This is a genomic window from Alteromonas sp. KUL49, from assembly GCF_006538345.1.
In the GTDB taxonomy this organism is placed as follows: Bacteria; Pseudomonadota; Gammaproteobacteria; order Enterobacterales; family Alteromonadaceae; genus Alteromonas.
In genome coordinates this window covers 93,497-108,998 of the sequence record NZ_BJKL01000006.1, presented here as the reverse complement: position 1 = coordinate 108,998, position 15,502 = coordinate 93,497, and the positions used below count along the sequence as shown (strand labels likewise).

Annotated in this window: 13 protein-coding genes; 12 read left to right on the top strand and 1 reads right to left on the bottom strand. The window is 45.7% G+C overall.

The window, feature by feature from the left end:
• Nucleotides 1-15: 15 nt before the first annotated feature.
• The 11 genes from glpD (at nucleotide 16) to tldD (ending at nucleotide 13,487) form a co-directional block, all read left to right on the top strand.
• Nucleotides 16-1,548: a glycerol-3-phosphate dehydrogenase gene (gene glpD, locus EYS00_RS11880; RefSeq protein WP_130636820.1), complete on the top strand. Its 1,533-nt coding sequence runs from the start codon at nucleotides 16-18 to the stop codon at nucleotides 1,546-1,548.
• Nucleotides 1,541-2,125 (top strand): histidine phosphatase family protein, encoded by a 585-nt coding sequence (locus EYS00_RS11875; RefSeq protein WP_130636818.1) that lies wholly within the window; start codon nucleotides 1,541-1,543, stop codon nucleotides 2,123-2,125. The genes glpD and EYS00_RS11875 overlap by 8 nt, the downstream gene beginning before the upstream one ends.
• A gap of 78 nt (nucleotides 2,126-2,203) precedes the next feature.
• Complete coding sequence (locus EYS00_RS11870) at nucleotides 2,204-2,710, top strand: hypothetical protein (RefSeq protein ID WP_130636816.1); 507 nt, start codon at nucleotides 2,204-2,206, stop codon at nucleotides 2,708-2,710.
• Nucleotides 2,711-2,858: 148 nt separating this feature from the next.
• Nucleotides 2,859-3,902, top strand: a complete 1,044-nt coding sequence (locus EYS00_RS11865; protein WP_130636814.1) for a rod shape-determining protein — start codon at nucleotides 2,859-2,861, stop codon at nucleotides 3,900-3,902.
• Nucleotides 3,903-3,938: 36 nt separating this feature from the next.
• A complete protein-coding gene (mreC, locus tag EYS00_RS11860; RefSeq protein WP_130636812.1) occupies nucleotides 3,939-4,805 on the top strand; it encodes a rod shape-determining protein MreC in 867 nt (288 codons plus the stop codon).
• Nucleotides 4,806-4,808: 3 nt separating this feature from the next.
• Entirely contained in the window at nucleotides 4,809-5,288 is a 480-nt protein-coding gene (gene mreD, locus EYS00_RS11855) for a rod shape-determining protein MreD (protein ID WP_373995568.1), read from the top strand.
• Between the two features lie 8 nt (nucleotides 5,289-5,296).
• Nucleotides 5,297-5,875 carry a nucleoside triphosphate pyrophosphatase gene (locus EYS00_RS11850; protein WP_130636810.1) on the top strand — a complete coding sequence of 193 codons (579 nt, stop codon included), beginning with the start codon at nucleotides 5,297-5,299 and terminating at the stop codon, nucleotides 5,873-5,875.
• Nucleotides 5,872-7,338, top strand: coding sequence for a ribonuclease G (rng, locus tag EYS00_RS11845; protein ID WP_130636807.1), 1,467 nt, complete (start codon nucleotides 5,872-5,874; stop codon nucleotides 7,336-7,338). Before EYS00_RS11850 ends, rng begins: the two co-directional genes overlap by 4 nt.
• Nucleotides 7,339-7,362: 24 nt before the next feature.
• Nucleotides 7,363-11,244, top strand: coding sequence for a YhdP family protein (locus EYS00_RS11840; protein ID WP_130636805.1), 3,882 nt, complete (start codon nucleotides 7,363-7,365; stop codon nucleotides 11,242-11,244).
• The gene (locus EYS00_RS11835; RefSeq protein ID WP_130636802.1) at nucleotides 11,237-12,055 is read left to right on the top strand and encodes a carbon-nitrogen hydrolase family protein; all 819 of its coding nucleotides are present in this window, start codon (nucleotides 11,237-11,239) and stop codon (nucleotides 12,053-12,055) included. The genes EYS00_RS11840 and EYS00_RS11835 overlap by 8 nt, the downstream gene beginning before the upstream one ends.
• A complete protein-coding gene (gene tldD / locus EYS00_RS11830; protein ID WP_130636800.1) occupies nucleotides 12,048-13,487 on the top strand; it encodes a metalloprotease TldD in 1,440 nt (479 codons plus the stop codon). The genes EYS00_RS11835 and tldD overlap by 8 nt, the downstream gene beginning before the upstream one ends.
• A 58-nt stretch (nucleotides 13,488-13,545) precedes the next feature.
• Here tldD and yjgA read toward each other — a convergent pair whose 3' ends face one another.
• The gene (gene yjgA, locus EYS00_RS11825; RefSeq protein ID WP_130636797.1) at nucleotides 13,546-14,082 is read right to left on the bottom strand and encodes a ribosome biogenesis factor YjgA; all 537 of its coding nucleotides are present in this window, start codon (nucleotides 14,080-14,082) and stop codon (nucleotides 13,546-13,548) included.
• 73 nt (nucleotides 14,083-14,155) lie between these two features.
• Between yjgA and pmbA the strand changes: the two genes are divergently transcribed.
• Nucleotides 14,156-15,487 carry a metalloprotease PmbA gene (pmbA, locus tag EYS00_RS11820; RefSeq protein WP_130636794.1) on the top strand — a complete coding sequence of 444 codons (1,332 nt, stop codon included), beginning with the start codon at nucleotides 14,156-14,158 and terminating at the stop codon, nucleotides 15,485-15,487.
• The last annotated feature ends 15 nt before the right edge of the window (nucleotides 15,488-15,502 follow it).

Below are 15,502 nucleotides of genomic sequence, written 5' to 3'. Positions count from 1 at the left end.
ATGTAAAGAGAGCACATGAACAATACAATGAGCACCGAAAATTCAGTAGACGTACTCGTTATTGGCGGTGGCGTAAACGGTACTGGTATCGCCGTTGACGCGGCTGGGCGTGGCTTATCTGTAGCTCTTTGTGAAAAAGGCGACCTTGGTGGAGCTACTTCATCGTCAAGTAGTAAACTCATCCATGGCGGTTTGCGTTATTTAGAACATTACGAATTTCGTTTAGTGAAAGAAGCGTTAGCTGAGCGTGAAGTATTACTTCAAAAAGCGCCGCACATCATGTGGCCTCTTCGTTTTCGTTTGCCTCATCAAAAGCATCTTCGTCCTGCGTGGATGATCCGAATTGGCTTGTTTCTTTACGATTCCCTCGCAAAGCGCAATATGTTACCTCGCTCAAAACGTATCAAAAATCCCTTAGATAGCGGGCTTGTGAGTGATATTAAAACCTGTTTTGAGTACTCAGATGGATGGGTTGATGACGCTCGATTAGTTGTACTCAATGCGATTGCTGCGCAAAAACAAGGCGCGAATATTTATACACGTACCGAGTGTCTTCGTGCAGAAAAACATGGTAATCGATGGCACGCGACTTTGCGCGACTCTGATGGGAAAACGTTTACAGTTAGCGCGCGATCTATTGTAAACGCTGCAGGACCATGGGCCGTCTCTTTTCTTGATAGGGTCAATGACATTGATAACCCTAAAGCAATGCGAATGGTTAAAGGCAGTCACTTTGTCGTACCAAAGCTATACGACACAGATGAAGCCTACATTCTACAGAATGCTGATAGTCGAATTGTGTTTGTTATCCCATACGAAGATGATTTTTCGTTGGTGGGCACGACGGATGAAAACTATGTAGGTGATCCTGCAAAAGCCGCTATATCCCAAGAAGAAACAGACTATCTGGTGGATATCGTTAATACTTATTTCAAAACAAAAATCACTCAAAAAGACATCGTTCATTCATACAGTGGTGTGCGTCCTCTATTGGAAGAAGCTAACGCGTCGGCACAAGAGTTAACAAGAGATTATAAAGTAGAGTTAGAGGGAGATAACGCCTCGCCAATTCTGCTCAACGTGTTTGGTGGAAAGATTACGACTTACCGTAAGTTGTCTGAACATGCCGTAGATAAACTGGTCACATTATTTCCTAAGGCTGGTAGAGCGTGGACAAAAACTGCACCTTTACCAGGAGGGTCATTCGCAGATAAAGAAAGCTTGCAAAGTGAACTAGCGCGAGACTTTCCTTGGTTGCCTCAAACTAACATTGTGAGATATGTTCGTCAGTACGGACTTCGCTGTAAGCAGTTTTTGGCGGGTAAAACATCGATTGAAGATATGGGGAGGGACTTCGGCGCAGGTTTGTTTGAAGCCGAAGTAGAATATTTGATAAGTGGTGAATGGGCGCGTACTTTGGATGATGTACTTTGGCGTAGGACTAAACACGGCTTACGACTTACTCAATCTCAAAAAGAAGTACTGGCTAACTTTCTTAGTGATACCTCGATAAAAACAGCGGAGCCTCAGCTAAAATCGAGTGCTTAAAAAAACGGAGTTCAATATCGATAGGGAAATCATTTTGATAAGGCACGGCAAACCCTTATCAGCAAAAAATGACAAACTCAATGCCGCAGGGTTTGCAAGATGGGTGAAAGATTACGGTCACTCCGAGTTAGACCCTGCGAATTACCCTGCGTCCAAAAGTAACCTTTTTCCTTCGCTAGTTATCAGTAGTTCATTCAAACGAGCGAAACTATCAGCCGAATACTACATTGGCGAAAAACCTGAGTTGGTGCTTTCAGAGTTAAAGGAAATGGATATTCCATACTACCGCCTTCCATTCACCTTAAAAGCATGGCACTGGGTTTTTCTTAACCGTTTTTTGTGGATCTTAGGTATAAAAGGGCCATTTGAAAGTTTTTCACAAGCCAAGGCCAGAGTTAAGGGGGCTGCCTCTATACTCCATAAGGCGTCGCAATCTCACGAGCGAATTGTTGTGTTTGGCCACGGTATGTCCAATCGCTATCTGAGGATCTATTTGAAACAACTGGGTTGGCAAGTGAACGAAAAAAGCAATAGTTATTGGGGAATTAGCAAACTGTCGCTAAGCTTAAATGAATAGAATCTAGCTCCTAGTACTTCAGATTTTATTTATTGTCCCGATAAATAAGTTAGCGCCATTGACGTTACCACTGAATCTATGAAGAAAGCGACCAAACAACAGAGCCCATTAAAGGTAGCACTATATCTAGTGTTTATCGGCTTATTTGCCGGTACTCTGGTTGCGATTATTGCTATGCTCGATGCGAACAAGCCTAGTATGATTACATACGATTTTAGTAAATACGCGACTACTTTCGAACGAAACGTGTTCACAGTTAATTCAACGTGGCGAGCACAGGGCGCTACTAATATCGTCATTTTGGTCCATTATGACATGCAAAGCCGTGAGACTGGCCGAACACCGGTTAAGGTCAATCATCGAGGCTGGCCTTCAGCGATGCCAGCAGATGACAGCGGATGCGAACGTTTGTGGCGAGCCGTTATGATGGAGCCATTGATGCTCGATGGCATGAAAGTCTACTCAGAATATTTCTCAACCCGCGGCGATAGCGACGAAAAAAGGGCGCGCTGTAGATTTCGTGTTGCCTCTGGTGAGTCCTTTAGCTACTTTTTTCACAATGGCCGGGTCGAATTTTCAGAATAGACCAATAAAAGTAAGCATCTCAGCATAAGTCCCCTTGCCCTAATATAAAGCCATTGTTAAAGTGAGCGGATATCTTTCTAAATTACATTTAATTCGCAGTTTTCACTCTGAAAATGCGGGTTAACTCAGCAACAGGAATACACCTTTCATGTTTAAAAAGCTTCGAGGCATGTTCTCTAATGACTTGTCCATAGACCTCGGAACAGCAAACACGCTGATTTACGTTAAAGACCAAGGTATCGTGTTAAATGAACCTTCTGTTGTCGCTATTCGACAAGAAAGGGCTGCTGGTCCAAAGAGTGTTGCCGCTGTAGGTGCAGAAGCTAAGCGAATGTTAGGGCGTACCCCAGGTAACATTAGAGCTATTCGTCCAATGAAAGACGGCGTTATTGCCGACTTTTATGTGACTGAAAAAATGCTTCAACATTTTATTAAGCAAGTTCACGATAACAACTTTTTACGTCCTAGCCCTCGCGTTTTGGTATGTGTTCCTTGCGGTTCAACACAAGTTGAGCGAAGAGCGATCAAAGAGTCAGCACTAGGTGCAGGTGCTAGAGATGTTTACCTTATTGATGAACCTATGGCCGCAGCGATAGGTGCTGGCTTGCCTGTGTCTGAAGCTACTGGCTCTATGGTTGTTGATATTGGTGGCGGTACTACTGAAGTTGCCATTATCTCTTTGAATGGCGTGGTTTATTCATCGTCGGTTCGTATTGGTGGTGATAAATTCGACGAAGCTATTATTAGCTACATCCGTCGAAACTTTGGTTCATTGATTGGTGAAGCCACTGCAGAGCGTATCAAGCACGAAATTGGCGCAGCTTACCCTGGTGAGGAGGTTCGAGAAATCGAAGTTCGTGGTCGCAACTTAGCCGAGGGCGTACCAAGAGGTTTCACCCTTAATTCAAATGAAATACTAGAGGCACTTCAAGAACCACTGACGGGTATTGTTTCTGCGGTAATGGTGGCATTAGAACAATCTCCACCAGAGCTAGCTTCAGATATTTCAGAACGAGGCATGGTACTCACAGGTGGTGGTGCCTTACTTAAAGATCTTGATCGCTTGTTAATGGAAGAGACGGGGATCCCGGTGGTTATTGCCGATGATCCATTAACCTGTGTTGCCCGTGGCGGTGGTAAAGCCTTCGACATGATAGACATGCATGGCGGCGACTTGTTTAGTTACGAATAAGTAAAAGGCAACCGTCAGGTTGCCTTCTTCGTCATTATGGACACTATTTTTACCCGCGGCCCCTCACTCAACAATAGACTCGCTCTAGCAATAGTGCTGTCTGCCATTCTCATTTTTGTTGACCATAAACTCGATGGCTTTAAGTCTACACGGGTATATTTGAATTCATTAGTCAGCCCTTTACAGTATTTGGCAAACTTACCCAGCGTGTTACTTAGTGAAAGTGCAGACCGTCTGACCTCACATCAAGCGTTACTCGATGAAAACGAGGAGCTGTCGAGCGAAGTGTTAGTCATGCGCGAAAAACTGCAACGTTTCGACAGCTTGGTAGAAGAAAACAACCGTTTGCGAAATTTGCTTAATGTTCCGGTTAGGGAGGCATTGAGAAGACAAGCCGCAGAGTTGATGGCGGTAGATAAAAACCCCTTCAGCCAGCAAGTGTTGATCAATAAAGGCGCGCTAGATGGTGTATACCTCTCCCAACCAGTGATTGATGATCAGGGTATCGTTGGACAAGTCATGGAAGTAGGTACCACTAACAGTCGTGTGTTATTGGTTGCCGATGTAACCCACGCCATTCCAGTACGGTCTCTGCGCAATGATATTCGTTTTATCGCAACGGGTAGTGGCTCGTTAAATGAAATGTATTTAGAACATGTGCCCCATTCTGTCGATATTGAAGTGGGCGATGTGCTGGTATCGTCAGGATTGGGCGAGGTGTTTCCTCAAGGCTATCCGGTAGCCACAGTGAAAAGTGTCACTCGAGATGAAAGTCGTCCCTTTGCGCAAGTATCGGTGACGCCTATGGCGAAGTTAGATAGGTTGAATCACCTGTTGTTACTCTGGTTGGCCGGTGAGGGCCAAGATGAAATCCTTGACGCAAATGCCAGTGAAGAGGAGTAATGCATGATCAGTAAACGTCATTACGCCATTATATTATCCATACTAGCGTCTTTGGTTCTCCAAATTATGCCCCTTCCTATGCAGGTTGATTTGTATCGCCCTGATTGGATATTGGTTGTGCTCGCGTACTGGGCAATGGCGTTACCCCATCGAGTCAATGTGGGTGTGGCCTTTTTGTCAGGCTTGGCAATGGATATTTTGCTGGGAACGACGCTGGGTATACACAGTCTAGGGTTGAGTATATCTATCTACATTTTGGCTGCGAACTACCAACGCTTGCGCAATTATTCGGTGTGGCAACAAGCTATTATCATCGGATTACTATCCTCTTTTTATCATCTGATCACCTTTTGGGTTCAGCATCTGCTTACCGATATCTATTTCCAAGTAGATTATCTACTACCGGTAGTCACTTCTATGGCTATTTGGCCTTGGGTGTTTTGGATGTTGCGTAAGATCAGACGACAGTTATCCATCAATTAAGTGCCGCTATGACTCGAACCGTAATTTTGGCGTCAGCGTCTCCTCGTCGAACAGCATTACTAAACCAGTTGGGTATAGCACACAGTGTTGCACCTGTTGGTATCGACGAATCTAGACTGGCAGACGAAACACCGCTGGCTCAAGTGGCAAGATTGGCCAGAGAAAAAGCACAAGCAAGTGCCGCGAAAGTCGGGCTAACGGCAGACACGGTCATCTTAGCATCGGATACGTTAATTTCTTTTAATGGCGAAAGTGTGGGTAAGCCAATCGATAGAAACGATGCGCACAGAATTCTTTCAATGCTGTCCGGTAATACTCACGAGGTGCTCACCTCTATTTGCGTTATGTCAACGGAAGGGCAAAAGACCCAAGTAATTACCACACAAGTAGAATTTGCCTCATTGACCCCAGCGCAAATTGACGCATACTGGGACACAGGAGAGCCCGCCGATAAAGCGGGTAGTTATGCCATTCAGGGCATTGGCGGTCAGTTCGTGGTTGCAATCAAGGGAAGTGCTAGCGCAGTGGTTGGTTTACCCCTGTTTGAAACCCGAGAATTACTAAACGAGTTTGGAGTTACATCGTGAGTGCAGAGCTACTAATTAATGTTACCCCGTCGGAGTCTAGGGTTGCGCTAATAGAAAACGGAATTCTGCAAGAAATCCACGTAGAGCGTCATACCAAACGAGGGTTGGTGGGCAATATTTATCGTGGAAAAGTAAGCAGAGTGTTACCTGGAATGCAGGCAGCATTTGTTGACATTGGCCTAGAGAAGGCCGCATTTCTTCACGCCTCAGATATTGTTATACACAATGAAGTAGTAGACGACGTTTCGGCAAGCCATATCCAAAAACAAGACATTCGCGAGTTAGTTCGCGATGGTCAAGACATTGTTGTTCAAGTGGTAAAAGATCCCATTGGTACCAAAGGCGCTAGGCTTACCACCGACATTACTATCCCCAGTCGCTACCTTGTTTTTATGCCCAGCGTTACTCATGTTGGTGTATCTCAGCGTATTGAGGAAGAGGCAGAGCGAGAGCGCTTGAAAGCACTCGTTCAAGAATTTTGCGACGAGAATGGTGGGTTTATCCTGAGAACGGCTGCAGAAGGTGTGGGTAAAGCCGAGTTGCAGCAAGACGCCGCATTCCTTCGCAGATTGTGGGACAAAATCCAGTCTCGAATGAAAAAGCGCAAATCTAACGTGTTGTACGAAGATTTACCTCTGGCACGTCGTGTGCTTCGAGACTTTGTAGGGACAGAGCTTGACCGCATCCGTATTGACTCCAACCTGTCTTATCAAGAGCTGTTTCAATTTACCAAAGAGTACGTGCCAGAGATGAATGGCAAGTTAGAGTACTACAAAGGTGAGCGCCCAATTTTCGATCTCTATGACGTTGAAAACGAAGCTCAACGTGCACTTGAACGTAGAGTAGAGTTAAAGTCTGGCGGCTATTTGATCATTGATCAAACCGAAGCCATGACAACTATCGATATCAACACTGGGGCGTTCGTTGGTCACAGAAATCTTGAAGAGACGATCTTCAACACCAACATCGAAGCGACCCAAGCAATCGCAAGGCAGTTACGCCTTCGAAACCTAGGCGGAATGATCCTTATCGATTTTATCGATATGATTGAACCAGACCACAAAAGACGGGTCTTACATAGTCTAGAGATAGCGACAAGCAAGGATAGGGCAAAGATCAATATTCACGGATTTACCGCGCTTGGCTTGATTGAAATGACAAGAAAACGGACCCGTGAAAGTATTGAGCATATTTTGTGTGGTGAGTGCCCAGTGTGTAAGGGGCGCGGAACGGTGAAAACTGTAGAGACTATTTGTTTTGAAATCACCCGTGAAATTGTTCGAGTTAACCGCGCCTACGACGCAGACATGTTCGTAGTGTATGCGGCACCTAAAGTAGCAGACGCGCTCATGGGAGAGGAATCTCACATGTTAGCTGAACTTGAAATCTTCGTATCGAAGCAAATCAAAGTGCAAACAGAGCCCTTGTACAACCAGGATAAGTACGACGTCGTGATGATGTAACGAGTTTATTATCAAAGGCAACGTGTGATTAATTTTTCTTCAGTCATAGCATATACGGTTAAAAAGCTGTGGCTCTTCCTTGCAATATTGCTAGTACTGTTTGCGCTTGCACTCAGTGCTATGCGCTATGCATTGCCTCATTTAGAACACAAGAAACACCTCATTGAAGATGTAGTCAATGAGCAGTACGGCGTTAATCTAAGTATCGAAAGTGTCCATGCAGTGTGGTTGCGCTCTGGGCCAAGTATTGTGCTCAATGGTGTCACCTTAGATAAAGACGTTGCATCTCCTGTGGCTCTGGATGTGAGTCAGGTCTACGTAGAGATCGATTTTTGGCAGTCTATTTCTCAGCGAATGATATCGTCGAATCGGTTCGAACTTCGCGGTGTAAACGTTGATATTGACACTCAACGCATTGGCGAAAGAAACAATGATTTTCCCGTGCTCGAAGCGCTTCGAAGCCTCTTTTTAAATCAACTTCAAAGTTTTTCATTACGCGATGGCGTAGTGAGTTTGTCCCATCATAGCGAACAGCACGTTTATGAAGTTGAGCACTTGTCGTGGCAAAACCGAGGTGATCGGCACCAAGGTTCAGGAAGCGCAAGACTAAAAGGGGTATCAGCCAATACGGCTTCGTTTATCGTCGACTTAACGGAAACCGAAGAGAGTATTGGAGGTGTTATCTACGCTAAAGCTGAAGCGTTAGATATATCACCTTGGGTTAGCGACTTATTAAAAACCAAGCGACCGTTAAAGCAAAGCCAAGCTAATCTCGAACTATGGGCGAATATTGATTCGGGAACCATCAGTGGGATCGCCGGCCAGTTTTCAGACAGTACGTTAGAGTGGGGAAGCGAAGACAATATCTTGTTCACTGCGATTCGCGGTGGTGACTTTCAGTTGGTACCTCATCAAGACGGTTGGAACGTACGTGTAGACCAGTTAGTGCTGGATTCTAACAACGAAACTTTGGTTACTGATATTGTTGGGCAATGGTATAACCACGGCGAGCTAGTGCTGAACACGGTTAAACCTATTCAGCTCAATCCCTTCCTCATGGTGTTACCTCTGGTGATGAGTGAAGCTGGAGAACAGGAGTTTAGAGCGCTCAACCCCAAGGGTGAATTAGCGACACTACAAATTCAAATGCGTGACCGAGGTGTAGCACTGGCTGCGAAAGTGATTGATCTGTCATGGTCGCAAACGGAACGCATACCCGGAATGACGTCGTTAGATGCTGATGTGTTTTGGTATAAAAACAGCGGTGCCGTGCATCTTCATACCGCTCAAAGCGAACTACTTTCTGACAGAATATTGAAACAAAACTTGGCGTTAGATGCGCTAAGTGCCAGCCTTTTTGTGTATCCACAGGCGAGCAACGATGGAAAAGAGTGGCAGCTAGCCATAAATGATGTGGAGATTGAATCAGACATTGTTGATTTGTCGGCTGAGGCGCTGGTTAATCTCTCTTCTGGCGAAGTTTCTAGTTTGCTCGACATAGCGCCTATGCCGCTAAATACGGTGAGTCAGTTGTTCCCCAACAAATATATGGGGAAAAACACGAACGCTTTTCTTACCAGAGCTTTCACCGGGGCCGGTGATGTAACTCGCGCTACTGTGTTGTGGAAGGGTAAAGGAGGTGACTGGCCGTTCGAAAACAATGAGGGTATTTTCCAAGCCTTCGTGGATGTAGAACAGAGCGACTTTCTTTTTTCATCCAAATGGCCCGCCCTATCAGAGCTTGATTTGTCACTGCGTTTTGAAAACAACGATCTTGTTATGGAAAGCGACGCGGCAATGCTTAATGACATAGCCCTGCAGAACATTGTTGCTGTTATTCCCGGTATGCGTCCAAATTCAACACTCACGATCAATGCGTCGAGTGAGGGTACTGGCGAGCAATTAGCTGCACTCATGGCTGAATCTAGCCTGTCGAATTCACTGGGGCGCGTGCTCAATAAGGACGTGTTGATATCTGGTCCGGTAGCTGCGGATCTTCAGTTGGATATTCCATTACATACCCGAAAAGTTGTGGCATCGGGTAAGGCTCGTCTTAACAGTACGCCGATTTATATTGCCAGTACTAAAATGACCTTCGAAGAGGTATCTGGAGAAATTGACTTTATTAACGGCAATATTACGGCGAATAACTTATCGGCTAACTTGCTCTCTCAACCTGTTACCTTGTCGTTTACCGGAGAGCAACAAGACACCTATGGGTTAACCATTGATATGCGAGGTCGCTGGGATGTTACACCACTGGCGAGTTATGTGTCTGATGAGTTTGCTCAATACCTTATGGGAGAGTCGGATTGGCAACTCGATCTAGCACTTTCTCTGGGCAAACAAGCTTACGAATACCAAGCCGTACTTCAGGCTAGTTTAACTGATGTACAAAGTACACTCCCTCAACCATTTTCCTCTTCATTGGCACAAGACCTTCCACTGATAATAACGAGCAAGGGTATTAACGATGGTTCTCATGTTGATGTTGCACTCGGTGAATCTGTAACGTTTGAGGGAACGCTGCCTCACAGCACAATGCAGTTTACACAGTCATTGTTATCCATTGGAAACGACAGTGTTACTCACAGAGGCGAAGGCTTCAATATTGTTGCCCAGTTAGAAAATGCTGACGTTACTCAGTGGTTTGACGTTATCAGCTCATTGACCCGCACCGCGGGGAATACATCTGATGCAGGGAAAAAACTCTCATTGTTCGGCTTGCCAAAACATATCGCCGCAAGTACTGAACAATTGTCCTTAGGCAGTTACTCGCTTCACAACGTGGATCTGGAAGCTGAGTATGCCTTTGGCGACTGGCTACTTGATGTTGTCGCTGAAGATGCTCGAGGCTCGATTTTATTTAATCGGGATTTGTACGAACAGGGAGTCAAGATTGATATTGACTATTTGAGTCTGAACAAATCGGAAGAACTTAGCGCACTCGCGTCAGACAATGAGAGCTCTGGTGGGCTTAATCCAACACAATTACCACCTATTTCTTTGTACTGTCGTCAGTGTGAGATCTTTGATGTTGAGCTCGGAGAAGTCACGTTAGACGTAGTACGCGCTGACCAAGGCATGGTGATTCGCCAGTTGCGTACTCTGTCTGATGAGGTAGAAGTCAATGCAACAGGTGAGTGGAATATTGTGGGTGGACAGGCTTCCACTCAACTGGTGGGCACCCTTGTTTCTCCTGACGTCGGGCAAATGCTCAAGCAGTTTGGCGTGACATCAGGCATCAAAGATTCCCAAGCTGATTTGAATTTCGACCTTTCATGGGAAAGCTCTCCCATGGCGTTTTCACTTGCCAAGCTTAACGGCGACATAGAGTGGGGATTAAGTGACGGCTATCTGACTGAACTTAGCGACAAGGGCTCACGTATATTTACGTTATTCAGTCTAAATTCCATTGTTCGTAAACTGAGCTTGGATTTTAGAGACGTATTTGCCAAAGGCTTTTTCTACGACGCTATGTCTGGCACCCTGAACATATCAGATGGTGTAGCCTATACCGCAGATACAGAGATAGATGGCGGCGCAGGTGATATAGAAATTATGGGCTCGACAGTGCTTGCAGATGGGTCGTTAAACTACGACGTATCATTTACCCCCAATGTAACAGGCAATCTACCTGTTCTGGTCTATTTTTTAGCGACACCGCCCACTGCACTTGCAGCTCTTGCTCTAGACCAAATGCTGACCTCAGCCAAGGTCATATCGAATGTGAATTACAAAGTCACAGGCACGATTAGTGAGCCTGTGTTTGAAGAAGTGGGGCGCGACAGTAAAGACATTAGTCTGCCCGCGCAAAACAATACCGTCCCCCCACAAGACACCAGTGACCGTCCACTTACGGAAGAGGATCTTCAACGTATCAACATGGAGGTAGTCGATGGTTAATTGCGTTGCTATACAGATGACATCAACACCTGATGTGGAAGAAAATTTATACTTTGTAGAGGCGACATTAGCCAACACTAATATTGCGCCGAATAGTGTAGTTGTTCTACCCGAGTGTTTTGCTTGTTTTGGTACCAAAGACATCAACGTGCTGAAGCATGCCGAAGTGCAGGGCTCAGGTCCCATCCAAGAACGTTTGGCGGCGCTAGCTAAGCTGCATCAGTGCTATATAGTTTCGGGGACCTTCCCTGAACAAGTGCTCAATGAAAATAAGTTTTCTGCGGCGTGCTATTTGTTCGGACCTACCGGCGAGGTTCTCGCCGACTATCGCAAGATTCATTTGTTTGATGTTTCGGTAGACGATGCCACGGGCAGCTACAAAGAATCCAATTGCACCAAGGCGGGAAGCGAAGTTGTCACAGTAAAAACAGACATTGGTGTGATTGGTTTAGCGGTGTGTTACGACGTTAGATTTCCCGGGCTTTTCCAAGCAATGGACGATATTGATATTTTGGTGTTACCTGCCGCGTTTACCCAAAAAACCGGAGAGGCACACTGGCACACGCTCATTCAAGCAAGAGCTGTAGAAAAACAGTGTTTTGTTGTGGCCGCCAATCAAACTGGAGTTCACGTTAATAATCGTGAAACCTATGGTCACAGCATGATAGTGTCGCCGTGGGGCGAAGTTTTAGCACAACAAGAGAAACTTCCCGGCTGCATTCAGGTACAATGCGAGCTAGAGTTACGGGAAAAGCTAAAACGCAATATGCCCATAGCGCAACATAATCGATTCAGGAGTCACTTTGTCTAATTCAGTTGAAGGCCGTTTATTGGCCGATTCCGATCTGGATATCGCGTTTTTAGAAAATGCACTTGGTCAGATCCACACGCACACTACTGACTATGCCGATCTATATTTTCAATCAAGTCAGCATGAGAGCTGGGTACTGGAAGACGGTATTATCAAAGAAGGCAGCTACAACATCGAGCGTGGTGTTGGCGTTCGTGCAATTAGTGGCGAGAAGACAGGTTTTGCGTATTCAGATGAGATCAGCCGAGATGCCATTACCAAAGCATGTGGCGCTGCACGAAGTATTGCGCCAGCTGGTGGTACTCATAAGGTGGCATCGTTAGGTCAGCACAGCGTGACTCCTCGCTACAGTGAAGACAATCCAATTTTAGCCATGCAAGATGCTGAAAAAATTGCCTTGTTAAAATCTGTAGATGCTTACATTCGTCAGCAAGACACAGACGTGAGTCAAGTTGTTGTGAGCTTAAGTGGTGTCTATGAGGAAGTACTTGTTGCAGGAAGTGACGGTACGTTGGCCACGGATATTCGCCCTTTAGTGCGTTTGAACTGTTCAGTGTTGCTGGAAAAAGGCGACCGCCGTGAACGAGGTAGCGCTGGTGCAGGTGGACGCTACGCTTATAGCTTCTTTAGTCGTGAAGGCGATAAATTGTTTTATGAGCAGCTTGCAGATGAAGCCTTGCATATGGCTCGTGTAAACATGCAGGCGGTGGCTTCACCAGCCGGAGCAATGCCAGTGGTATTAGGTAATGGCTGGCCTGGCGTGTTGTTACATGAAGCGGTAGGACATGGTTTAGAGGGCGACTTTAACCGCAAAGGCGCCTCTACCTTCAGTGGCCGAATTGGCCAACAGGTCGCAGCAAAAGGCGTGACTGTGGTTGATGACGGAACTATGTCTGATCGTCGTGGTTCATTAACCGTTGACGATGAAGGTACACCGAGCCAATACAATGTATTGATAGAAGACGGTATTCTCAAAGGCTACATGCAAGATAAACACAACGCCAAATTGATGGGTGTCGCACCTACCGGTAATGGTCGTCGTGAGTCTTATGCACATCTACCCATGCCTCGTATGACTAACACTTATATGTTGGCGGGCGAGCATGATCCCAAAGAAATCATCGCGTCTATCGACAAGGGAATCTATGCCCCTAACTTTGCAGGTGGTCAGGTGGATATTACGTCGGGCAAGTTTGTGTTCTCTAGTGCAGAAGCTTATTTAATTGAGAATGGCGAAATAACTGCACCTGTTAAAGGCGCTACCCTTATTGGTAATGGCCCTGAAGTGATGCAAAAAATATCAATGATCGGCAACGACCTCGCCCTTGATCGAGGTGTAGGTGTTTGCGGTAAAGACGGTCAAAGTGTACCCGTAGGTGTGGGTCAACCTACACTAAAAATCGATGAACTCACTGTGGGTGGCACGGCGTAGAGCAAGGCTTTACTTTATAGATACTAAAAAGGCGATGTATTGACTACATCGCCTTTTTTTACGCCTCTGGCATGACTGTTTTCAAATACTGAAACAACTCTCTGAACGCTTTCGGAGGGCCATTCTTTTCCCGCTCTTTCTTGATTTGACGATAGAACTGGCGCAGTTTTTGTCGGTCGAGTTCTTCGTGTTTTTCCAGTAACGCTTGAATAGCAGTGTCACCTTGCTCAATAATTGCGTCTCGTGCTTTTTCTATGGCGTGAAACGCCGCATTACTCGCTTGATGCTGGTGAGTCAGTTTTGCTAACCCGGCCTGTATGTCGGTGACATCACGTTGGCGAAGCAGTTTACCAATAAACTGCAATTGACGACGAAAGCCATCTTTTTTACGACTTAACCCTGCCGCTAATTCAACAGCGTCGTTAAGCTCATCGTCCATAGTAATCGTTGCTCGATGGGCAGCGGTAAGGTTGACTAGGGTTTCCCCTAGTTTATGTAATTCTTTTGACTGACGCTTAAGTTCAGATTTACTGACAAATTCATTATCTTCTTCGAAGCCACTTTCTTCGAAGGAATTCGGATCGTGATCGCTCATTTCAAACCCATAAGTGTTACACTTTAGCTAAATTGTAACTATCACAGCCGAATTTAGACAGCGAAAACTTACTATGCAAATAGAGCAGCAGTTATCCGATGTACAGAATGTTGTAGATGACGTTCTGAAACTCGCGATCAAAAAGGGTGCAACCCAAGCCGAAGCCAGTATGTCAAAGGTCCAAGGCATCGCCGTTTCTTCTCGAATGAAAGACGTGGAAAACGTTGAATTTACCAACGATGGTGGCCTAGGCATTAGCGTTTATGTGGGTAAGCGAAAAGGCAGCGCGTCTACGGCCGACCTTAGCCCAGAAGCACTGACATTGGCGGTAGAAAAAGCCGTAGATATTGCAAAATATACCAGTGAAGATCCATGTACTGGGTTGGCGGACAAGGAACTAATTGCCACTGAATTCCCTGACTTAGATTTGTACCACCCTGAAGTACTTGATACGCAAAAAGGTATTGAGCTGGCTATTGAGGCAGAGTCAGCGGCGTTAGCCTATGACGCGCGCATTACTAATTCTGATGGCGCATCGTACAATGCTAATTTGGGTATGCGTGTTTACGGCAACACCCATGGTATTAATGCTGGCTATCCGAGCAGTCGTTACAGCTTGAGCTGTATGGTGATTGGTGCCGAAGGCGACGACATGCAGCGAGACTACGCTTTCACAGTAAACCGCAAAGCTAACTTGCTGAAAAGTGCAGCTTTAGTAGGTGAAGAAGCGGCACAAGCCACTGTTGAGCGTTTGGGTGCAAGAAAGATAAACACCGCCACAGTGCCAGTAATACTGAATAAAGACATTGCTTCAAGCTTATTCGGTCATTACGTAGGAGCTATCAGTGGTGGCAGCTTGTACCGCCGTTCAAGTTTCCTTCTCGACAAATTGGGTACTCAAGTTTTCCCAGAATGGTTAAACATTCAAGAGCGCCCCTTCATAAAAGCAGGATTAGCCAGTTCAAGTTTCGACAATGAAGGTGTAGCTACACGAGATATGACAATTGTGGAAGCCGGTAAGCTATCGACCTATTTATACACCACTTACTCAGGTCGAAAGTTAAATGAAACCTCAACCGGTCATGCAGGTGGCATACACAATTGGTTAGTCAACGACACGGGCCACAGTGACAAAGACTTACTCAAAGAAATGGGTACTGGACTTCTTGTTACCGAACTTATGGGGCAGGGGGTCAATATTGTTACGGGTGATTACTCTCGCGGTGCCGCTGGATTTTGGGTAGAAAACGGAGAAATTCAATATCCGGTTCACGAAATCACCATCGCGGGTAATTTAGCCGATATGTTCGCAGGCATAGCCGCTATTGGTAATGAACGCGATGTTCGAGGCAGCGTGCAAACTGGCTCTATTTTGCTCAACGAAATGAAGATTGCTGGTAGCTAAGCTAGTTGGTGGAAT

Coding starts and splice junctions, on each gene's coding strand:
- glpD (WP_130636820.1), top strand. CDS start 16: ATGAACAATACAATGAGCACCGAAAATTCAGTAGACGTACTCGTTATT.
- yjgA (WP_130636797.1), bottom strand. CDS start 14,082: ATGAGCGATCACGATCCGAATTCCTTCGAAGAAAGTGGCTTCGAAGAA.
- EYS00_RS11835 (WP_130636802.1), top strand. CDS start 11,237: ATGGTTAATTGCGTTGCTATACAGATGACATCAACACCTGATGTGGAA.
- EYS00_RS11870 (WP_130636816.1), top strand. CDS start 2,204: ATGAAGAAAGCGACCAAACAACAGAGCCCATTAAAGGTAGCACTATAT.
- pmbA (WP_130636794.1), top strand. CDS start 14,156: ATGCAAATAGAGCAGCAGTTATCCGATGTACAGAATGTTGTAGATGAC.
- mreC (WP_130636812.1), top strand. CDS start 3,939: ATGGACACTATTTTTACCCGCGGCCCCTCACTCAACAATAGACTCGCT.
- mreD (WP_373995568.1), top strand. CDS start 4,809: ATGATCAGTAAACGTCATTACGCCATTATATTATCCATACTAGCGTCT.
- EYS00_RS11850 (WP_130636810.1), top strand. CDS start 5,297: ATGACTCGAACCGTAATTTTGGCGTCAGCGTCTCCTCGTCGAACAGCA.
- EYS00_RS11865 (WP_130636814.1), top strand. CDS start 2,859: ATGTTTAAAAAGCTTCGAGGCATGTTCTCTAATGACTTGTCCATAGAC.